Annotated in this window: 19 protein-coding genes; all 19 read left to right on the top strand. The window is 43.9% G+C overall.

Annotated features, from left to right (window positions below; translation table 11 throughout):
• Positions 1-12: 12 nt before the first annotated feature.
• Positions 13-852, top strand: coding sequence for a CvfB family protein (locus LJE12_RS08800; RefSeq protein ID WP_008707806.1), 840 nt, complete (start codon positions 13-15; stop codon positions 850-852).
• 133 nt (positions 853-985) lie between these two features.
• Positions 986-4,453, top strand: a complete 3,468-nt coding sequence (locus tag LJE12_RS08805) for a DNA polymerase III subunit alpha (protein ID WP_227226869.1) — start codon at positions 986-988, stop codon at positions 4,451-4,453.
• Positions 4,454-4,525: 72 nt separating this feature from the next.
• The gene (pfkA, locus tag LJE12_RS08810) at positions 4,526-5,524 is read left to right on the top strand and encodes a 6-phosphofructokinase (RefSeq protein ID WP_020993323.1); all 999 of its coding nucleotides are present in this window, start codon (positions 4,526-4,528) and stop codon (positions 5,522-5,524) included.
• Between the two features lie 3 nt (positions 5,525-5,527).
• The gene (locus LJE12_RS08815; protein WP_227226870.1) at positions 5,528-6,922 is read left to right on the top strand and encodes a TrkH family potassium uptake protein; all 1,395 of its coding nucleotides are present in this window, start codon (positions 5,528-5,530) and stop codon (positions 6,920-6,922) included.
• Between the two features lie 74 nt (positions 6,923-6,996).
• The gene (locus tag LJE12_RS08820) at positions 6,997-7,650 is read left to right on the top strand and encodes a potassium channel family protein (RefSeq protein ID WP_022380134.1); all 654 of its coding nucleotides are present in this window, start codon (positions 6,997-6,999) and stop codon (positions 7,648-7,650) included.
• A gap of 9 nt (positions 7,651-7,659) precedes the next feature.
• Positions 7,660-8,433: a TrmH family RNA methyltransferase gene (locus tag LJE12_RS08825; RefSeq protein ID WP_025579019.1), complete on the top strand. Its 774-nt coding sequence runs from the start codon at positions 7,660-7,662 to the stop codon at positions 8,431-8,433.
• A 20-nt stretch (positions 8,434-8,453) separates the two neighbouring features.
• Positions 8,454-8,888: an NfeD family protein gene (locus tag LJE12_RS08830; protein ID WP_173701783.1), complete on the top strand. Its 435-nt coding sequence runs from the start codon at positions 8,454-8,456 to the stop codon at positions 8,886-8,888.
• A gap of 2 nt (positions 8,889-8,890) precedes the next feature.
• Complete coding sequence (locus LJE12_RS08835) at positions 8,891-9,832, top strand: SPFH domain-containing protein (RefSeq protein WP_008707794.1); 942 nt, start codon at positions 8,891-8,893, stop codon at positions 9,830-9,832.
• Between the two features lie 36 nt (positions 9,833-9,868).
• The gene (argF, locus tag LJE12_RS08840; RefSeq protein WP_008707793.1) at positions 9,869-10,870 is read left to right on the top strand and encodes an ornithine carbamoyltransferase; all 1,002 of its coding nucleotides are present in this window, start codon (positions 9,869-9,871) and stop codon (positions 10,868-10,870) included.
• Positions 10,870-11,673, top strand: a complete 804-nt coding sequence (locus tag LJE12_RS08845) for a biotin--[acetyl-CoA-carboxylase] ligase (protein WP_022380136.1) — start codon at positions 10,870-10,872, stop codon at positions 11,671-11,673. Before argF ends, LJE12_RS08845 begins: the two co-directional genes overlap by 1 nt.
• A 38-nt stretch (positions 11,674-11,711) precedes the next feature.
• Positions 11,712-12,077, top strand: coding sequence for a DUF6145 family protein (locus LJE12_RS08850; protein WP_008707791.1), 366 nt, complete (start codon positions 11,712-11,714; stop codon positions 12,075-12,077).
• A gap of 52 nt (positions 12,078-12,129) precedes the next feature.
• A complete protein-coding gene (dusB, locus tag LJE12_RS08855; RefSeq protein WP_044951790.1) occupies positions 12,130-13,089 on the top strand; it encodes a tRNA dihydrouridine synthase DusB in 960 nt (319 codons plus the stop codon).
• A 225-nt stretch (positions 13,090-13,314) separates the two neighbouring features.
• The gene (gene greA, locus LJE12_RS08860; protein ID WP_008707789.1) at positions 13,315-13,797 is read left to right on the top strand and encodes a transcription elongation factor GreA; all 483 of its coding nucleotides are present in this window, start codon (positions 13,315-13,317) and stop codon (positions 13,795-13,797) included.
• Between the two features lie 399 nt (positions 13,798-14,196).
• Positions 14,197-16,233 (top strand): lysine--tRNA ligase, encoded by a 2,037-nt coding sequence (gene lysS, locus LJE12_RS08865; RefSeq protein ID WP_008707788.1) that lies wholly within the window; start codon positions 14,197-14,199, stop codon positions 16,231-16,233.
• Between the two features lie 274 nt (positions 16,234-16,507).
• The gene (locus LJE12_RS08870; protein WP_025579900.1) at positions 16,508-18,049 is read left to right on the top strand and encodes an ABC transporter substrate-binding protein; all 1,542 of its coding nucleotides are present in this window, start codon (positions 16,508-16,510) and stop codon (positions 18,047-18,049) included.
• Between the two features lie 69 nt (positions 18,050-18,118).
• Entirely contained in the window at positions 18,119-19,132 is a 1,014-nt protein-coding gene (locus LJE12_RS08875; RefSeq protein WP_227226871.1) for an ABC transporter ATP-binding protein, read from the top strand.
• Complete coding sequence (locus LJE12_RS08880) at positions 19,125-20,036, top strand: ATP-binding cassette domain-containing protein (protein ID WP_227226872.1); 912 nt, start codon at positions 19,125-19,127, stop codon at positions 20,034-20,036. The genes LJE12_RS08875 and LJE12_RS08880 overlap by 8 nt, the downstream gene beginning before the upstream one ends.
• A complete protein-coding gene (locus tag LJE12_RS08885) occupies positions 20,036-21,040 on the top strand; it encodes an ABC transporter permease (protein WP_173697018.1) in 1,005 nt (334 codons plus the stop codon). The genes LJE12_RS08880 and LJE12_RS08885 overlap by 1 nt, the downstream gene beginning before the upstream one ends.
• Entirely contained in the window at positions 21,037-21,924 is an 888-nt protein-coding gene (locus LJE12_RS08890; protein WP_227226873.1) for an ABC transporter permease, read from the top strand. The genes LJE12_RS08885 and LJE12_RS08890 overlap by 4 nt, the downstream gene beginning before the upstream one ends.
• The last annotated feature ends 11 nt before the right edge of the window (positions 21,925-21,935 follow it).

Consider the following 21,935-nt stretch of genomic DNA (forward strand, 5'->3'; position numbering starts at 1 on the left):
AATGGAGATTATATGATAGAGTTAGGAAAAAAACAGAAATTAACAGTAGTAAAGTCCGTAGATTTTGGTGTATATCTGGGTGAGGATATGCAGGCAGATGCAAAGAACCGTGTCCTTCTTCCGTCTAGACAGGTTCCGGAAGGAACAAAAGAAGGCGACAGCATTGAAGCATTTATCTACAAGGATTCCCAGGACCGTCTTATTGCAACAACAAAAGAACCGAAGCTTCAGGTAGGTCAGACAGCAGTTCTGAAAGTCTCTCAGGTGACCAGAATCGGTGCATTCCTTGACTGGGGACTGGAGAAAGACCTTCTGCTTCCATATCATGAACAGACTCTGAAAGTAAGAGAGGGAGAGGATGTACTGGTAGCTCTTTACATCGACAAGAGCAGCCGTCTCTGCGCAACTATGAAGGTTTATCATTACCTTTCCACCAGAACTCCTTATGTAGTGGGAGATATGGTGAAGGGCCGTGTTTATGAGATCAGTGACAGATTCGGTGTATTTGTGGCAGTTGATGATAAATATTCCGCACTGATCCCTGCAAGAGAAGCCAAGGGAAAATACCGTCCGGGCAAGATCCTTGAGCTGCGTGTCAGCGAAGTAAAAGAAGACGGAAAAATGAACGTCACAGATCGCCAGAAAGCATATCTTCAGATCAATGAGGATGCGGAGAATGTCCTTGAAGTGATCAATGAATTTGCAGGTGTTCTTCCATTTGATGACAAGGCATCACCAGAAGTGATCCAGAGAGAATTTGGTCTGAGTAAGGGAGCATTTAAACGTGCCATTGGCCATCTGATGAAGGAAGGCAAAGTAGAGATTAAGGATAAGAGAATCTACGCGAAATAGTAACAGACAAGCAAGTCCCCACCCAATGATTATTGCTTTTCGCAATTGAAGCATGGGACTTACCTGATTCAGTTAAATTTATAAAAATATTCTGCGATAAAATTGCAGATATTAGAACAGGAGAGAAATAGAGTTGGAGTTTACACATCTTCACGTCCATACAGAATACAGTCTGCTGGATGGTTCCAATAAGATAAAAGAATATGTAGCCCGTGTCAAAGAACTTGGCATGGACAGTGCGGCGATCACAGATCATGGAGTTATGTATGGTGTGATTGATTTTTATCGTGCAGCAAGAGCCGAGGGAATCAATCCGATTCTGGGATGTGAGGTATATGTAGCTCCCGGTTCCAGATTTGACCGTGAAGCAGGAAGCGGCGAAGACAGATATTACCACCTGGTTCTTCTGGCAGAGAATAATCAGGGTTATGCAAATCTGATGAAAATTGTGTCCAAGGGTTTTACAGAAGGATTCTATTATAAACCGCGAGTAGATCTTGCGGTATTAAAAGAGTACCATGAAGGGATTATTGCCTTAAGTGCCTGCCTTGCAGGTGAGGTTGCCAGATATCTTCAGAGAGGCATGTATGAGGATGCAAAGGCAGCAGCTCTTCGTTATCAGGATATTTTTGGAAAAGGCAATTTCTTCCTGGAATTACAGGATCATGGAATTCCTGCGCAGAGACTGGTAAATCAGGAACTTCTCCGTATGCACGAAGAAACAGGGATTGACCTTGTTACAACCAATGATGTGCATTATACAAGGGCGGAGGATGCTGATCCTCATGATATTCTTCTCTGTCTGCAGACAAACAAGAAACTGGCAGACGAGGACAGAATGCGTTATGAGGGCGGCCAGTATTATGTGAAATCCCCTGAGGAAATGGCAGAACTTTTTCCATATGCCCTGGAAGCTCTGGAGAATACACATAAGATTGCACAGAGATGTCATGTTGAGATTGAATTTGGCGTGACCAAGCTTCCAAGATTCGATGTGCCGGATGGTCTTACATCCTGGGAATATCTGAACAAGCTATGCTTCGAGGGACTGGAGGAACGTTATCAGCCGGTTACAGAGGAATTAAAAGCTCGTCTGAATTACGAATTATCTACTATAAAAAATATGGGCTACGTGGATTACTTCCTTATAGTATGGGATTTTATCAAATATGCCCGCGATCATGACATTATGGTAGGACCGGGACGTGGCTCTGCAGCGGGAAGTCTGGTTGCTTATACCTTGGGCATAACACAGCTTGATCCTATTCGTTATGATCTGCTCTTTGAGCGATTTCTGAATCCGGAACGAGTATCTATGCCTGATATTGACGTTGACTTCTGCTTCGAAAGAAGGCAGGAGGTTATTGAATATGTCCGCCGTAAATATGGGGATGACTGTGTGGTTCAGATCGTTACTTTTGGTACGCTGGCAGCCCGTGGTGTGATCCGGGATGTGGGCCGTGTACTGGATATGCCTTATGCACAGGTGGATTCCATTGCGAAAATGATCCCGCAGGAATTAAATATTACTATAGATAAAGCCCTTACTATGAACCCTGAGCTGAAAAAAGCATATGAAGAGCAGGATGAAATTCATTATCTGATCGATATGGCAAGACGTCTGGAGGGACTTCCAAGACATACCTCCATGCATGCGGCAGGTGTTGTTATCAGCCAGAAGGACGTATCAGAATATGTACCGCTTTCCAGAGCATCAGACGGGTCTATTGTCACTCAGTTTACCATGACAACACTGGAAGAATTGGGACTTTTAAAAATGGACTTCCTGGGACTTCGTACTCTGACTGTGATCCAGAATGCAGTAAAGCTGATCCAGAAGGATGCAGGAGTGACTCTGGACATGCAGAAGATTAATTATGATGATAAAAAGGTTTTGGATTCCCTCGGCACCGGTCGTTCTGATGGTGTATTTCAGCTTGAAAGTGCGGGAATGAAAAACTTCATGAAGGAACTGAAGCCTCAGAGTCTGGAAGATGTGATCGCAGGAATTTCTCTTTACCGTCCGGGCCCCATGGATTTTATCCCTCAGTATATCCGAGGCAAAAACCGTCCGGATACCATCCGTTACGACTGCCCTCAGCTGGAGCCGATCCTGAAGCCTACTTATGGGTGTATTGTCTATCAGGAACAGGTTATGCAGATCGTTCGTAACCTGGCAGGTTATACTCTGGGCCGAAGCGACCTGGTGCGCCGTGCAATGTCCAAAAAGAAGGCCTCTGTCATGGAAAAGGAGCGCCAGAACTTTGTTTACGGAAATGAAGCAGAGGGAGTTCCAGGCTGTATTGCAAATGGAATTGATGAGGCAACGGCAAATAAAATCTATGATGAAATGATTGATTTCGCCAAATATGCCTTTAATAAGTCCCATGCAGCAGCCTATGCAGTTGTTTCCTACCAGACAGCCTATCTGAAGTACTATTATCCTGTAGAATTTATGGCTGCACTTATGACATCGGTTATTGATTTTCCAAATAAGGTTGCAGAATATATTTTGGTCTGCAGACAGATGGGGATTAAGATCCTGCCGCCGGATGTGAACTGTGGAATGTACGGATTCTCTGTAGATAACGGTGCGATCCGATATGGTCTGTCCGCTATAAAGAGTGTGGGACGTCCGGTTATTGAAAGCCTGGTAAGAGAGAGGGAAGAGAACGGACAATATCGTTCCCTGAAGGATTTTATGGAACGAAACTCTCCGCAGATGAATAAGCGTGCAGTAGAAAACTTTATCAAAGCAGGTGCACTGGATTGCCTGGATGGTAACCGCCGCCAGAAAATGCTGGTTTATCAGAAGATTTCCGACAACATCAGTCAGGAGAAGAAGAATTCACTGGCCGGACAGATGAGTCTTTTTGATCTGGTAAGCGAGGAGGACAAGAAAGAATTTGAAATCCGTATGCCCGATGTGGAGGAATTCGGAAAAGAGGAACTTCTGGGATATGAGAAGGAAGTTCTGGGAATCTACCTCAGTGGTCATCCTCTGGAAAATTACCGGGAAATGATGGAGAAAACCATTTCTGCGAAAACCTCGGATTTTCAGCAGGATGAGGAGACAAATCTTCCGAAAGTCACGGATGGTCAGAAAGTAATTATCGGTGGAATGATTACGGATAAAACCATCAAATATACAAAGAATAATAAGGTTATGGCATTCCTCACAGTGGAGGATCTGGTAGGAACAGTGGAGGTAGTTGTGTTCCCCAGAGATTATGAGAAAAGTCAGCAGTTTCTAAATGAAGAAGGCAGAGTATTTATTCAGGGCAGAGTATCTGCAGAGGACGATCGCGCCAGCAAACTGATCCTTGAAAAAATCCGTCCCTTTGACAATATGCCAAGGGAAATCTGGATACAGTTTGACAATAAAGAAAGCTACACACAGCAATCTCAGGAACTGCTTGCAGACCTCAGACGTTCACCGGGTGACAGTGCTGTTGTGATCTACCTGAAAGACGTAAAGGCCATAAAGAAGCTTCCGGTTGGATATCATGCACAAATTCAGGACTCATGGCTGAACTATATGTACGAAAAATATGGTAAAACCAATGTTAAAGTTGTAGAAAGAGGATTGAAAAACTTATAGAAATGCGCTAAACTATACCCGAATATGTGTATAGTAAAAATGAGATAGATTCAGAAGATGGAGGAAGAAAAGATGGCAGAAAACAAGATAAAAACCATTGGTGTCCTTACCAGCGGTGGTGACGCACCTGGAATGAATGCTGCAATTCGTGCAGTTGTCAGAAGAGGTTTAAGCAATGGATTAAATGTAAAAGGTATTCTGAAAGGATACAATGGTCTGTTAAACGAAGAGATTATTGACATGAGCGCAAAAGATGTATCTGATACAATCGAGCGTGGAGGTACAATCCTTTATACAGCACGTTGTGCAGAATTCCGTACAGAAGAAGGCCAGAAACGTGGAGCAGAGATCTGCAGAAAACATGGAATTGACGGACTTGTTGTCATCGGTGGTGACGGATCTTTCGCAGGTGCTCAGAAGCTTGCGAATCTCGGAATCAATACAATCGGTCTTCCCGGAACAATCGACCTTGACATTGCATGTACAGAATATACCATCGGATTTGATACAGCTGTAAACACAGCAATGGAAGCAATTGATAAAGTACGTGATACTTCCACTTCTCATGAGAGATGCAGTATCATCGAGGTTATGGGACGTGGTGCAGGATATATTGCTCTGTGGTGCGGTATTGCCAACGGTGCTGAGGACGTTCTGGTTCCTGAGAAATATGACTATGATGAGCAGAAGCTGATCAATAACATTATCGAGAGTCGTAAGAAAGGCAAAAAGCATCACATCATCATCAATGCAGAAGGTATCGGTCATTCTGAAGCAATGGCAAAACGTATCGAAGCTGCCACAGGTATCGAAACACGTGCTACAATCCTTGGACACATGCAGCGTGGTGGAAGCCCGACATGTAAAGACCGTGTATATGCATCTATGATGGGTGCTCTGGCTGTAGACCTTCTTATTGCAGGCAAGACATGCCGCGTTGTCGGATATCGTCACGGTGAATTCGTAGACTTCGATATCAATGAAGCACTTGCTATGCAGAAAGGTATCTCTGACTATCAGTGGGAAGTATGCCAGTCACTTTCTCATAACTATGATAAAAACAACAAATAACAAATGAATAAAAAGATGCAGTTATATAACAGACTGCATAAATTAAATACTGCTCAGATAATTACCCTCGGTTTTGCGGGGGTGATTATCTTAGGGGGATTACTTCTGTGGCTGCCGTTTTGTACGGCACCCGGATACCACACATCTTTTACAGATGCCATGTTTACCGCAACCACAAGTATATGTGTAACAGGGCTTGTGACAGTTGTTACGGCAACTCACTGGACTCTGGCAGGCAAGATTATTATTCTTGTCCTGATCCAGATCGGAGGTGTGGGACTGATTTCCCTGGGCAGTATTATTTTTATAAGTCTGAGAAAGAAAATATCGCTGAGGAACCGACGTGTTATCCAGGAGTCCTATAATATGGACAGAATGGGTGGGATGGTCAGGCTGGTGAAGAAAGTTCTGATCTGTGTGTTTGGAGCAGAAGGAATCGGTGCAGTGTGTTATGCAGTTCGATTTATTCCGCAGTTCGGTCTGGCAAAAGGTCTGGGATACTCTGTTTTTACGGCAGTATCTGCATTCTGTAATGCTGGTATTGATCTGTTGGGAGAGGACAGCCTGGCTCAGTATGTTGCTGATCCGATCGTAAACTTTACAAGTGTAGGACTGATCATTATGTCAGGACTTGGATTTGTGGTCTGGTGGGATATCTGGGATAAGATCAAACGAGTCATCAGAGGGAAACTTCCTGTGGGACGTGTGTTTAAAAATCTCCGTCTTCACAGTAAGATCGTGTTGATGATGACGCTGATACTTGTTGTGGGCGGTACAGTACTGATCTTTCTGTTTGATCATGGAAATCCGGAAAGTATTGGGACATATTCGCCGGGAACGAAGTGGATGGCATCTTTGTTCCAGTCAGTTACCACAAGAACAGCCGGATTTTTCACTGTAAGCCAGGAGAGATTTTCCAATGCAACTTATATGCTGTGCCTGATATTGATGTTGATCGGCGGTTCCCCTATGGGAACAGCAGGTGGAATTAAGACAACAACAGTTGCGGTCCTTCTGCTGAGTCTGAAATCCAACCTTCAGGGAAAACGGGATGTGGAAGTACACCACAGGAGAATCAGAGACAGCTATATCCGTTCTGCCATCGTAGTGACAGGTATGGTACTTACAGTACTTATTCTCATGAGTATGCTGTTGTGTGCAGCCATGCCGGAAGCACCTATAGAAGATGTTGTTTATGAAATTACATCTGCGGTTGCAACGGTAGGACTTAGCAGAGGGCTGACACCCTGCCTGAATACAGCAGGCAAATGGATCGTGATCCTGACTATGTATCTGGGAAGAATCGGTCCGCTGACTCTGGGAACTGCAGTGACTGTACATGCACAGAAAATGCCGGCAGATTCACATCTGGCAGAAGAAGATATTATGATCGGATAGTAACGGTTCGGCAGTCAGGCGGATATTCGCAGAGGATAACGAATACATGTTCAGAAAGAGAAATGAGGAAGAAAATGAAGAACAAATCTTATGCAGTGATCGGTCTTGGGCAGTTCGGGATGACGGTAGCCCTTACTCTGGCAGAGGCGAACTGCGATGTACTTGCCATTGACGATAAAGATGATAATGTGCAGGATATCGCAGAGAAAGTTTCCTATGCTGTCAAGGCAGATGTGCGTGATCCGGGAATTCTGGAATCGCTTGGAGTTCAGAACGTAGATGTTGCGGTCATCGCAGTAGCCGAGAATATGGAGGCCAGTATTACAGCAACGATGCAGGTGAAAGAACTTGGAGTTCCTTTTGTCATGGCGAAGGCAATGAATTCTCTTCATGGCAGGATACTGGAGAAAATAGGGGCAGATAAGGTGATTTATCCTGAACATTCCATGGGTATCAGAGTTGCAAGAAATCTTCTCTCCAGTGGATTTGTCGATATGTTTGAGCTTTCTTCTGATTTCAGTATGGCAGAATTTAAGATCCCGCGGGAATGGATAGGAAAAACACTTCGGGAGCTGAAGGTCAGGGAAAAGTATAACATCAATCTGATCGGTCTGAAGCATGGCGATAAGATGAATATGAATGTGGCGCCGGATGAAGTGTTTCCGGCAGACTGCACAGTTGTTGCAGCAGGAGCAAACAGTGACCTGAATAAGGTTTCGGAAAATTGAGGATAAGATATGATCACCAGTGTAAATAACGGACAGGTAAAAAATATCATACAGCTGAACCAGAAAACAAAAGCCCGCAGAGAACAAGGGCTTTTTGTTGCAGAAGGAAGAAAAATGTTCGGCGAAGCACCTAGGGATTGGATTTCGAAGGTGTATGTATCAGAAGCTCTCAGCGGTGATGCAGAACTGATGGCTCAGGTGGAGAAACTTCCATATGAAATAGTAACAGATTCTGTTTTTCGACAGATGAGCGATACGCAGACGCCGCAGGGAATTATGACAGTGCTTAAGAAACCTTCCTATATAATGGAAGATATTCTCGGCGGGAAAAATCCGCTGGTTATGATTCTGGAAGATCTGCAGGATCCGGGAAATGCGGGAACTATTCTCCGTACAGGAGAGGGTGCCGGAGTAAGCGGAGTTCTTCTGACAAAGACCTGCGTGGATATCACAAACCCGAAGGTTATACGATCAACCATGGGTTCTGTCTACAGAATGCCTTTCCTATATGTGGAAAGTGTGGTATCATTAGCACAGGAACTGAAAGACAGAAATATCCGCACATTTGCGGCGCATCTGCATGGTAAGAACTCTTATGATCAGGAATCCTACACAGGAGGAACTGCTTTCCTGATCGGCAATGAGGGAAAAGGACTGACAGATGAAGCGGCAGACAGTGCTGATTGTCTGATACGGATTCCTATGTGTGGAAAAGTAGAATCTCTGAATGCTGCCATGGCATCCGGAATTCTCATGTATGAAGCTGCTCGTCAGAGACGATAGCAGACGAAAGGAGGAGTTTCATGCAGCCTTTGATCTGGCTTGGGATTCTTGCGTTATTGCTTGTTGTAGAGGCAATTACGGCAGGACTGACCACCATCTGGTTTGCCGGCGGCGCACTGGCCGCTGCTATTGCATGTTATGCAGGAGCGAACCTCACTGTACAGATATTGCTGTTTCTGTGTGTTTCATTGGTACTTCTCATCTTTACCAGACCACTGGCAATGAAGTACTTCAACAAAGAAACCATACAGACCAATGCAAACAGTCTGATTGGAAAGAAAGCAGTTGTGATTCAGGAGATTGACAATCTGGCGCAGACAGGCCAGGTTCGTATCAATGACATTGAATGGACTGCACGTTCTGCTGATGACGAAAAAATCGGCGAAGGCACCGTTGTAACGATCGAAGAGATCCGAGGTGTGAAACTTATCGTAAAACAGAATAAGGAGGATTAGTTATGGGCGTGGTTTTTCTGATAGTTATTATCGTTATTGCGGTATGGGTTCTTGCATCCTGCGTCCGCATTGTACCACAGGCATATGCAGTAATCCTGGAGCGTCTGGGAGCTTATCAGGCGACCTGGAGTACAGGAATTCACTTCAAGGTTCCGTTTATTGAACGAGTAGCCAGAAAGGTAAATCTGAAGGAACAGGTAGTGGATTTTCCACCGCAGCCGGTTATCACAAAGGATAACGTAACCATGCAGATCGATACTGTCGTATTCTTTCAGATCACAGATCCGAAGCTTTATACTTACGGTGTGGAGAATCCGATCATGGCAATCGAGAATCTGTCCGCAACAACCTTAAGAAATATTATCGGTGACATGGAACTGGATGAGACACTTACATCACGTGAGACAATCAATACCAAGATGAGAGCTTCTCTTGATGAAGCTACTGATCCATGGGGAATCAAGGTCAATCGTGTGGAACTGAAGAACATTATTCCTCCGGCAGCTATTCAGGATGCAATGGAGAAACAGATGAAAGCTGAGCGTGAACGTCGTGAAGCAATCCTGATCGCAGAAGGTCAGAAGAAATCTACGATCCTTGTTGCAGAAGGTAAGAAACAGTCTGCAATTCTGGATGCAGAAGCTGAGAAACAGGCAGCAATCCTCCGCGCAGAGGCTCAGAAAGAGCGTATGATCAAGGAGGCAGAAGGACAGGCTGAGGCAGTTCTGAAAGTTCAGAATGCCAATGCAGAGGGTATCCGCATGATCAGAGAGGCAGGAGCAGATGAGGCAGTTCTGACACTGAAGAGTCTGGAAGCATTTGCCAGGGCAGCAGACGGTAAGGCAACCAAGATCATTATTCCGTCGGATATTCAGGGAATCGCAGGTCTGGCAAGTTCTCTGAAAGAGATCGTCACTGATCCAAAAGCGGAGACAGATAAATAACAAAAGAGAATAAATGACATCGGGGAGAGAATTATTATGAACTTAAAAGGAAGAAACTTTCTGACACTGAAAGACTTTACACCGGAGGAGATCACATATCTTATTGATTTATCCGCAGAACTTAAAGCAAAGAAGAAAGCCGGCGAGCTTCACGAATATTACAGAGGCAAAAATATTGCACTTATTTTTGAAAAAACAAGTACAAGAACCCGCTGCTCTTTTGAGGTAGCTGCCCATGATCTTGGAATGGGAAGCACATACCTGGATCCGACAGGTTCTCAGATCGGTAAGAAAGAAAGCATTGCAGATACAGCAAGAGTTCTGGGAAGAATGTATGATGGTATCGAATATCGTGGATTTGGTCAGGAAGTCGTAGAAGAGCTTGCAAAACATGCAGGTGTTCCGGTATGGAATGGCCTTACGAACGAATATCATCCGACACAGATGATCGCTGATATGCTGACAATCCGTGAGCATTTCGGAGATTTAAAAGGACGTAAGCTTGTATACATGGGTGATGCCCGTTACAATATGGGTAATTCCCTGATGATTGCCTGCACAAAACTTGGCATGCATTTCGTAGCCTGCACAACTAAGAAATATTTCCCGAATGCAGAGTTAGTTGCTCAGTGCGAGGAATATGCAAAAGCATCCGGCGGAAGCATCACTCTGACAGAGGATGTTCAGGAAGGAACAAAGGATGCAGACGTTATCTATACAGACGTATGGGTATCTATGGGTGAGCCGGATGAGGTATGGACAGAGAGAATCCATGATCTGACACCTTATAAAGTAACAAAGGATGTTATGAAGAACGCAGGAGAGAAAGCAATCTTCCTTCACTGTCTGCCTGCATTCCATGACCTTAAGACAAAGATCGGCAAGGAAATGGGCGAGAGATTCAATCTGACAGACATGGAAGTAACAGACGAAGTATTTGAATCTGAGCAGTCCAAAGTATTTGATGAGGCAGAGAACCGTATGCATACCATCAAAGCTGTTATGGTAGCAACATTAGGAGAGCCGGAGAACAAATAATGGCACATCTGTATAATGAAGAAACAATTTCACAGGCGATAGACACAAAATGGGCGGGCAAAACCGTCCATTTTGCAAAAGAAACAGATTCTACCAATTCATGGATCAAGCGTCTGGCAAAAGATGGTGCAGAGCATGGAACTCTGGCAGTTGCGGAATTTCAGTCTGCGGGAAGAGGGCGTTTTGACAGAAGATGGGAAGCGCCGGAGGGCAGCTCTATTATGATGACACTGCTCTTACGTCCGGAATTTTCACCGCAGTATGCGTCTATGCTGACACTGGTTATGGGAATGGCAGTGGCACAGGCAGCAGAGGAACTGGGGTTTAACGTAAGTATTAAATGGCCCAATGATATTGTGATCTCTAAGAAGAAAATCTGTGGTATCCTGACCGAGATGGGAACAAATGGTGTGAAGATCAATTATGTTCTCATCGGAGTAGGAATCAATGTAAACCTGAAAGAATTTCCGGAAGAAATGCAGGACAAAGCGACTTCACTGATTCTGGAGGGCGGTCATGAATATGACAGAAATCAGGTGATTGCACAGGTGATGAAATATTTCGAGATCAACTATGAGAAATTTATCCAGACCTGTGATTTTACTCATCTGCTGGATGATTACCACAGAATCCTTGCAAATCTGAACCAGCCGGTCAGAGTGATCGATGGTGACAGAAGTTTCGAAGGAATCTGCAGGGGGATTGATGAAAAAGGTGAACTGCTTGTGGAAAGGCAGAATAAAGAAGTTGTGAAAGTCAGCGCAGGAGAGGTTTCAGTGCGTGGGCTTTACAGCTATGTATAAAGATTCTGAATAATTTCGAAAGAGGGAAACAGTAATTTATGTATCAGGACAACATTACTCTCTGCGGCGCAAGTGCCTATGAGAAGAAATTTTATTTTAATCAGGATTTCAATGCACTTCCGGATCATGTGAAGAAAGAACTTCAGATCATGTGTGTTCTTTACACAGAGGATGTAGGAGGAATCCTGACTCTGGAATTTGACGAAAACGGCAGACTTCAGTTTAAAACAGAAGCTCTGGAAGCAGATGCCCGCTACGATGAGATCGGAAGCGGACTGAAGATCAAACAGCTTCAGCAGGACAAGAAAGAACTTCTGGAATCTCTGGAAATGTATTATAAAGTATTCTTTCTCGGAGACATCCCGGAAGAAGAACTGAAGAAAACATCGGGCAGTGAGGACTGAATCCATGCAGACAAGGAATGAGCCGGTACGGGCAAGAGAACCATTCATGGAGATGCAGTGGAAAATAGGAAACGTACAGATTGATAATCCGTTTGTTCTTGCACCAATGGCAGGTGTCACAGACCTGCCATTTCGAACGCTCTGTAAAGAGCAGGGGGCCGGACTGATCTGTATGGAAATGATCAGTGCAAAAGCGATTTCTTTTCACAATAAGAACACCATTGCCCTGATGGAGATTGATCCATGTGAGCACCCGGTTTCCATGCAGCTTTTTGGCAGTGAACCGGATCTTATGGCAGAGGTTGCGAAATCCATTGAGGACAGAGATTTCGATATCCTGGACATCAATATGGGATGCCCTGTGCCGAAGGTTGTCAATAACGGTGAGGGATCTGCATTGTTGAAGAACCCGAATCTGATTGAAGAGATCGTTCGAAAAGTATCATCTGCAATCAGTAAACCGTTGACTGTCAAGGTGCGAATCGGATTTGAGAATGAACCGGTAGATATTGTTGAAATCGCGAAACGTATTGAGGATGCGGGAGCAGCAGCACTTGCAGTGCATGGGCGCACCAGACAGCAGTACTATTCCGGCACTGCAGACTGGGATACGATCCGCAGGGTAAAAGAAGCGATTACCATTCCTGTAATTGGAAACGGAGATGTAGATTCTCCGCTGAAAGCAGAAGCACTGGTAAAACAGACCGGATGTGATGCTGTTATGGTGGGACGTGCAGTAAGGGGAAATCCCTGGTTGTTCCGCGAACTGAATCATTATTTCCGGACAGGAGAACTGTTGGAACGTCCGTCTGTAGAGGAAATACGTGAAATGATCCTGCGTCATGCCAGAAAACAGATTGAATTAAAAGGGGAATTCGTAGGAATACGTGAGATGCGTAAACACGTTGCCTGGTATACTGCAGGCATGCGTCACAGCGCAGGGCTCAGAAGAGAGTCAAACACCATAGAAAGTTATGAAGCGCTGGAGGCGCTTTTATCAAGATTAGCATAAAAGTTAAAACCATGTGAAATGAGAAATATAAACAATAGCAAAGGCGCTCGGAATGCTTGACAATCCGGGTGCTTTTTTGTATAATACAGAAATTGTGAATATCCTAGAATAAGTCTGCCCTTTTTCAGGTATGATGTATCAGGAAGCACATAAATCCATGTAGTGATCCGGGGCGAAAAGAAACGCAGAAGACTATACCGGATGTTGAAAGGGAGTAAGGTTATTATGGAAGAAAAGAAAAACTTACTAACTTATGCAGGACTTAAAAAATTAGAAGAAGAGCTGCATGATTTAAAGGTAGTAAAGAGAAAAGAAGTAGCAGAGAAAATTAAGGAAGCCAGAGAACAGGGCGACTTATCTGAGAATGCGGAATACGATGCAGCGAAAGACGAACAGAGAGACATTGAAGCACGTATCGAAGAAATCGAGAAGATCTTAAAGAATGCTGAAGTTGTTGTAGAGGACGAAGTAGATCTGGACAAGATCAGCGTTGGATGTAAGGTTAAAGTACACGATTTTGAATTCGAAGAAGACATCGAGCTGAAGATCGTAGGTTCCACAGAGGCTAACAGCCTTGAAGGCAAAATCTCCAACGAATCTCCCGTAGGAAAAGCACTTATCGGTGCGCATACAGGCGATGTAGTAGAAGTAGAGATGCCGGCAGGAATCATGAAATACAAAGTTCTGGAGATCCAGAGAAACGTATAAGAGACAGATGACTGAGGTGCGCGTAGAGATTTATCATGCAAAGGCATAACGCGCACCTTTCTCTGACTATATAAGCAGATAATAAGAAGACAATAAGAAGTTTGTTATTTCTTATTTTTGTCTGTATATCTGATAAATTGATATTTGAAAATACAGGATTCTGTTGAATGGAATCTTCTGTTACATCTGATATCACATGGAAATGTAGAATAAATGTAACTATTCAGTAGTCTACTATCCCGCGAGGTGTTTTGGCACGTAAGTACCAAAATCCCGAGACATACAAGCCAAAATGCCATCACCGCAGGTGATTTTTAATGCATTTTGGCTCGTAACTGTGAAGGTACTGAACAGTTACGAACAAATAATAATTATACAAGTATATAAGGAGGAACCAAGGTGGCACAGCAGAAGCAGGAACAGGATTTAAACCAGTTACTGAAGGTACGTCGCGATAAACTGGCAGATCTTCAGGCTAATGGAAAAGACCCATTTCAGATCACAAAGTTTAACCAGACTCATCACTCAATGGAAGTGAAGAGTCTTTATGAAGCACATGAGGCAGAACTTCTCAAAGATCGTGCAGAAGTAGATGTAACAGGTCTTGATGAAGAACAGGCAAAGGAAGCTGTTAAGAAAGATTATGAAGAGAGAAGAGAAATCATGGACGCAAGCCCGATCCACGTAGCGATCGCAGGCCGTATGATGTTCAAGAGAGTTATGGGTAAGGCTTCTTTCTGCAATATCCAGGATTTACAGGGAAATATTCAGGTATATGTAGCAAGAGATGCGATCGGAGCAGATTCTTATGCAGATTTTAAGAAATCCGATATCGGTGATATCTTCGGACTGGAAGGTTTTGCATTCAGAACAAGAACAGGTGAGATTTCTATCCATGCAGAAAGCATGACTCTTCTTTCCAAGAGCTTACAGATTCTTCCTGAGAAATTCCATGGACTGACAGATACAGATATGCGTTATCGTCAGAGATATGTAGACCTTATCATGAATCAGGACAGCAAGAACGTATTTATCAAACGTTCCCAGATTCTGAAAGAAATCCGTAACTTCCTTGCAGACCGTGACTTCATGGAAGTGGAAACTCCGATGCTGGTTGCAAATGCAGGCGGTGCTGCAGCAAGACCGTTTGAAACTCATTATAATGCACTGAACGAAGATGTTAAGCTTCGTATTTCTCTTGAGCTTTATCTGAAGAGACTGATTGTTGGTGGTCTTGAGAGAGTTTATGAGATCGGACGTGTATTCCGTAATGAAGGTGTAGATACCCGTCATAATCCGGAGTTTACTCTGATGGAGCTTTATCAGGCATATACAGATTATGAAGGCATGATGGAACTGACTGAGTCTATGTTCCGTTATCTGGCAGAGAAGGTTTGTGGTTCTGCGAAGATTTCCTACAATGGTATCGAGATCGACCTCAGCAAACCTTTTGAACGTCTGACCATGAATGATGCGATCAAGAAATATGCAGGAATTGACTTTGATGAAGTTGCAGATGATGAAGCAGCTAAGAAGCTTGCAGATGAGCATCATATTGAATATGAAGAACGTCATAAGAAGGGTGATATCATCAACCTGTTCTTCGAGGAATACTGTGAAAAAGAACTGATCCAGCCAACATTTATCATGGATCATCCGATTGAGATTTCTCCGCTGACAAAGAAGAAACCTTCTGATCCGAATAAGGTAGAGCGTTTCGAGCTGTTCATTAATACATGGGAAATGTGTAACGCATATTCCGAGCTCAATGACCCGATTGACCAGAGAGAGCGTTTCAAAGCACAGGATGCTCTTGCTGACGCAGGAGATGAGGAAGCAAACCACACAGATGAAGACTTCCTGAATGCACTGGAGATCGGTATGCCGCCTACAGGTGGTATCGGATACGGAATTGATCGTCTGGTTATGCTGCTTACAGACAGCCAGGCAATCCGTGACGTACTGCTGTTCCCGACAATGAAGTCACAGGGAGCTGCTAAGAACGAAGCAAACAACGTTGCGCAGGCTAAAACGGTTTCAGAAAAGCCAGTTGAGAAGATTGATTTTTCAAAGGTAGAAATCGAACCATTGTTCAAAGATGAGGTAGATTTTGAGACTTTCAGCAAGTCCGATTTCCGTGCAGTAAAGGTAAAAGAGTGTGTCGCAGTGCCGAAGTCAAAGAAACTTTTACAGTTTACTCTGGATGATGGAACAGGCGTAGAACGTACCATTTTAAGCGGTATTCACGCATTCTACGAACCAGAAGAACTGGTAGGTAAGACACTTATAGCTATCACAAATCTGCCACCTAGAGCAATGATGGGAATTGAATCTTGTGGAATGTTACTTAGTGCAATCCATGAAGAAGAGGGCGAAGAAAAACTTCATCTTCTGATGGTAGATGACCATATTCCGGCTGGTGCAAAATTATATTAATATCAGGACACTTCGCTTTTAGTGAAATACTAAAGGCGGAGTGTTATTTATGTTATAGGAAATTACTCTGTAATGTTCCTATAACATAAATAACACTCCGGGCAGGATCGCACTGCGATGGAGAGTAATGATACTGTTGCAGGTATGCCATATATGGCATATATAAGGCACAAAAAGGAATATGTCAATATCCCCCCGCAGGGCTTACTGATGTCAGAATTGTCTGATATCATAAAAGTCAGTTACCAATAAAGAAAAAGCGAGGGAACATGAAATGAAAAAGGGTTTATTGACAATGGCCGGAGTGCTTCTGACTGTATCACTGGTCAGTGCCGGAACAACAGTGCCTGTACTGGCAGAGGAAGAAACAACACTGGTATACGGAAGCGGAGATTATACCAGGATCAATCCTGCTATGGATGAACATGGAGAGATCAATATTCTGATCTTCAACGGTTTAACTGCACATGACGGAGATAATCAGGTAGTTCCGGGACTGGCAGAGAGCTGGGATTTTGATGATGAAACCAATACTTATACATTCCATATGGCAGAAGATGCCAAGTGGCAGGACGGTGAACCTGTGACAGCAGAGGATGTTAAATTTACTATTGAAGCGATCATGGATCCGGAAAACGGTTCTGAGAATGCACCCAACTACGAGGACGTAGAAGAGATCAATGTTATTGATGATCATACGGTTGCGTTCAAGCTTGAGGACAAAAACGTTGCATTCCTTGACTATATGACAATGGCGGTTCTTCCTAAGCATCTGCTTGAGGGAGAAGATATGCAGACTTCAGATTTCTTCCGTAATCCGGTAGGAACAGGTCCATACAAGATTGAATCCTGGGATGAGGGACAGGCGATTACACTGGTTAAGAATGAAGATTATTTCAAGGGTGAGCCTTCCATCGATAAAATTGTATTCAAGATCGTACCGGATGACAATGCGAAAGCACTTCAGTTAAAATCCGGAGAACTTGATCTGGCATTATTAACACCAAAGGATGCAGCTGCTTTTGCTGATGATGAGGCATATACATGCTACGATATGAAGACTTCTGACTATCGTGGAATCATGTTCAACTTTGGAAATGAATACTGGCAGAAAAACCGTGATCTGATCCCGGCAGTATGCTATGGGCTTGACCGTCAGGCGATCATCGACGCAGTTATCCTTGGACAGGGAATGCCGGCTTATGGACCTCTTCAGAGAAATATCTACAATTATGAAGATGTAGAGCATTATGATTACAATCCTGAAAAAGCAAAAGAAATTCTGGAAGCTGCAGGATGCGAGATGGGTGATGACGGATTCTATTATCGTGACGGTGAAAAAGTGGGATTTGTGATCAGCGTAAGTGCAGGAGATCAGGTACGTATTGATATGGCTCAGATCGCAGCACAGGAACTGAAAGAAATCGGCATGGATGTATCAGTAGAGATCCCTGCACAGACAGACTGGGCAGGACAGATGGCATTCCTGATCGGATGGGGAAGCCCATTTGACGCTGACGACCATACATACAAAGTATTCGGAACAAATAAGGGAGCAAACTACTCCGGCTATTCTAATGCAGACGTTGACAAGTATCTGACAGAAGCAAGACAGTCAGCTGATCCGGAAGTTCGTGCAGAAGCCTATGCTAATTTCCAGAAAGCTCTGGCAGAGGATCCGGCTTATGCAATGATCTGCTATATTGATGCCAACTATGTTGCTGACAGCAATATTAAAGGAATTGATCCTGATACAATTATGGGACATCATGGAGTTGGAATCTTCTGGAATGTAGCAGACTGGACTATTGAATAAAAAGATAAAGGTTGTGACGGGGGCACTAAAGGTGCCCCCCTTTTTACACGAGCGGAAAAAGGATTAAAAATGGAACATTTATTAGAGGTTAAAAATCTTTCAGTCAGCATTGACGGTCCTGCCGGAGAAGTCCAGGCAGTAAGAGATGTGTCTTTTTCATTAAAAAAGGGAGAGGTGCTGGCCATAGTTGGAGAATCCGGATGCGGGAAGAGTGTGCTTTGCAAAAGTATCATGAAGATTTTGCCACCAAGCGCAAAAATAAAAGAGGGAAGCATCTGTGTGAACGGACAGGATATCACCTGTTACAGGGAAAAGGAGATGCAGAAACTGCGTGGAAGAGTTTTTTCTATGATCTTTCAGGATCCTATGACATCCCTGAATCCAACTATTAAAATTGGAAAACAGATTGGGGAAGCAGTGGTGATCCACAATAAGAACTACACGAAGGAACAGGTAAATAAGAAGGTTCTGGAGCTTATGGAACTGGTAGGTATCTCCCATCCAAAGGAACGATATCATCAGTATCCCTGGCAGTTCTCCGGGGGAATGCGTCAGAGATGTGTCATGGCCATCGCTCTGGCAGCAGATCCGGATATTTTATTTGCAGATGAACCAACTACTGCACTGGATGTGACCATACAGGCACAGATTCTGGATCTTCTGCGGGAAATACAGATGAAGCTTGGAACAGCTACCATACTGGTATCCCATGATCTGGGAGTTGTTGCACGTGTGGCAGACAGAGTAGCAGTCATGTATGCAGGCAAGATCGTAGAGATCGGTACAGCAGAGGAAGTTTATTATGATCCCAGACATCCATACACATGGGGGCTGATGAGATCACTGCCTGCATTTGCAAATGGAAAAGAAAGCCTGTACACCATTCCCGGCATGCCTCCTACTTTGATAGATCCGCCGAAAGGTGATGCTTTTGCATGTAGAAACGAATATGCCCTGAATATTGATTATGAAGAAATGCCGCCTATGTTTAAGATAACAAATACTCATTATGCGGCAACCTGGCTGCTGGATCCAAGAGCACCGCAGATCAAATCACCTGTGGGAGGAACAGCGCATGAGTAAAGAAGTTTTATTGGATGTCAGGCATCTGACTCAGCAGTTTCATCTGACAAAAAAGATCAAGGTAAAGGCTGTAGATGATGTCTCATTTCGGATCCATAAAGGTGAGATCTTTGGTCTGGTAGGGGAATCCGGTTCAGGAAAGTCCACAGTTGCCAGATGTCTGATGAATATATATCAGCCGGCTCAGGGAGAAATCTGGTATAAAGATGTAAATATCTGCGACAAAAAGGAATTCAAAAAGCATAAAAAAATGCTGCAGACCCGCCGCCAGATGATATTTCAGGATTCCGCATCCAGTCTGAACCAGAAAATGAAGGTGTCAGATATTATTACGGAACCAATGAGAATCCAGCATATCACACCTCCGAGAGGAAGCTTTGTGAAGGAAGCTGCTTTTCAGATGGAATATGTAGGACTTGAGAACAGTTTCCTGGATCGTTATCCATCTGAATTATCAGGGGGACAGAGGCAGCGAGTGGCCATAGCCAGATCTCTGTGTATGGAACCGGAATTTCTGGTGGCTGATGAACCGATAGCTTCCCTGGATGTGTCCATACAGGCACAGATTGTTAATCTGTTCCGTCATCTGCAGGAGGAGCATGGATTTACATTTCTGTTTATAGCTCATGACCTGGCTATGGTTGAGTATCTCTGTGACCGTGTGGGAGTTATGTATCATGGAAAACTGGTAGAACTGGCGCCATCAGAAGAATTGTATTCCAATCCGGTGCATCCTTATACAAAAACATTGCTGTCTGCAATTCCTGTTCCTGACCCGATCAGGGAGAGAAAAAGAGTTCTGCAGTACTATGATGGCGAAGGAATGGAAAACAGCGTGTGGACAGAAGTGTCACCCGGACATTTTGCAATGCTTCCGGCTGAAGGAAAGGGGTGCAGTATATAATGAGACAAAAAAAGTTAGTCTACTATGGTAAAAAATGCCTGATATTCCTGATCTCAGTATTTATATTGTCTGTAGCTGTATTTTATGTAGCCCGTCTTGCACCGGGAGATCCTCTGATCTCCTATTATGGTGACCGTACAGAGAAGATGAGTCCAAAAGAACGTGAATGGGCTATGGAGAAACTGGGACTGAACGAACCAATTTCTGTGCAGTATGTGAAGTGGGTAAAAAATGCCTTTCATGGAGAATTTGGAATTTCATTTAAATATAAACAGGATGTAGTAGAAGTGATCGGCGGACGTATTGGCAATACACTTGTGCTTGGAGGAATCGGATTTATCATTATGTTTGCCGGAGCCTTGCTCCTGGGAATCCTGTGTGCCTGGTACGAAAACCGGCTGGCAGACCGGATCCTGTGTAAGCTGGGAACCATATCCAGTTGTATTCCTGAGTTCTGGATGGCTCTGGTCCTGATCCTTGTTTTTTCCGTAAATCTTAAGATCCTGCCAAGCAGTGGAGCTTACAGTACAGGAAATGCAGGAGATATCGGTGACAGAGTGCTGCATCTGATCATGCCGCTGACCATCGTGGTCATGGAGCATTTATGGTATTACGCTTACATGATCCGAAATAAAATCCTGGAAGAGGTTCGCGCAGATTATGTACTTTTGGCAAAGGCAAAAGGCCTGGATAAGAAAAAGCTTATGTTCAGACATTGTGTCCGAAATGTAATGCCTGCTTATTTAAGTATTATGGCCATTGCAGTCCCCCATGTACTTGGAGGAACCTATGTGGTAGAAAGTGTATTTTCTTATCCCGGAATCGGAGCTCTGTCCTATGAGAGTGCCAGATACCATGATTATAATCTGCTGATGCTACTTTGCATGATGTCAGGAATCCTGGTTATTTTCTGTAATATTGTCAGTCAGACGATCAATGAACAGATAGATCCCCGCATGAAGGATGAAGTAATAACCGAGAAATCGGAGGTAGTAGAAGGATGACCAATCATTTATTTGAACTGGCAGGAAACAGAAAGACAGAAACCGTAATTCCCAAATCAAAGAAAAAGTGGTATCAGGGAAAACCCGTTGTTTCAGCAGTAATCCTGATTCTTATCGTACTGGGCTGTCTGTGTGCGGAACTGATCATGACAAAGGATCCTACTTATATGGATCTGTTAAACTATAATAAAGCTCCTGACAGGGAGTTCCTTTTTGGAACAGATACTATGGGAAGGGATATTTTTTCCATGATCTGGTATGGAGGAAGAATCTCGATCTTGATCGGTGGATTAGCCACAGTTATTTCTACTTTTATTGCAGTGGTAGTCGGTGCCTTCAGTGGAGTGGCACCTGCCTGGCTTGATGAACTGATCATGAGATTTACAGAAATATTCTTAAGTATACCAACTCTGCTCCTGATCATTTTGCTGCAGGCTATTATGGGAAATGCCAATATCCTGAGTCTGTCCTTTGTGATCGGTGTGACCAGCTGGACCAGTATTGCGAAAGTGGTACGTACAGAGGTAAGACAGATACGAAACAGTGAGTATATCATCGCAGCAAGATGTATGGGAGCCGGATTCTTCCGTGTTTTATGGAAGCATCTGGTGCCGAACTTTTTCTCGTCCATTATGTTTATGGTAGTCATGAATGTAAGAACTGCAATGATCTCTGAAGCTACTTTAAGCTTTATGGGCATTGGACTTCCGATAGAGGTTATCACATGGGGAAGTATGCTGTCTCTGTCAGATAAGGCATTAATGACAGGTTCCTGGTGGATCATTCTGATCCCCGGACTTTTCCTGATCACCACAGTGCTCTGCCTGACCAATATAGGAAACGCCTGCAGAGAGCAGACAAACAGAAAAGAAAGTAATTTTTAAAATTTGACCGA

Source organism: Blautia sp. DFI.6.71 (genome assembly GCF_020593585.1).
Classification (GTDB): Bacteria; Bacillota; Clostridia; order Lachnospirales; family Lachnospiraceae; genus Blautia_A; species Blautia_A wexlerae.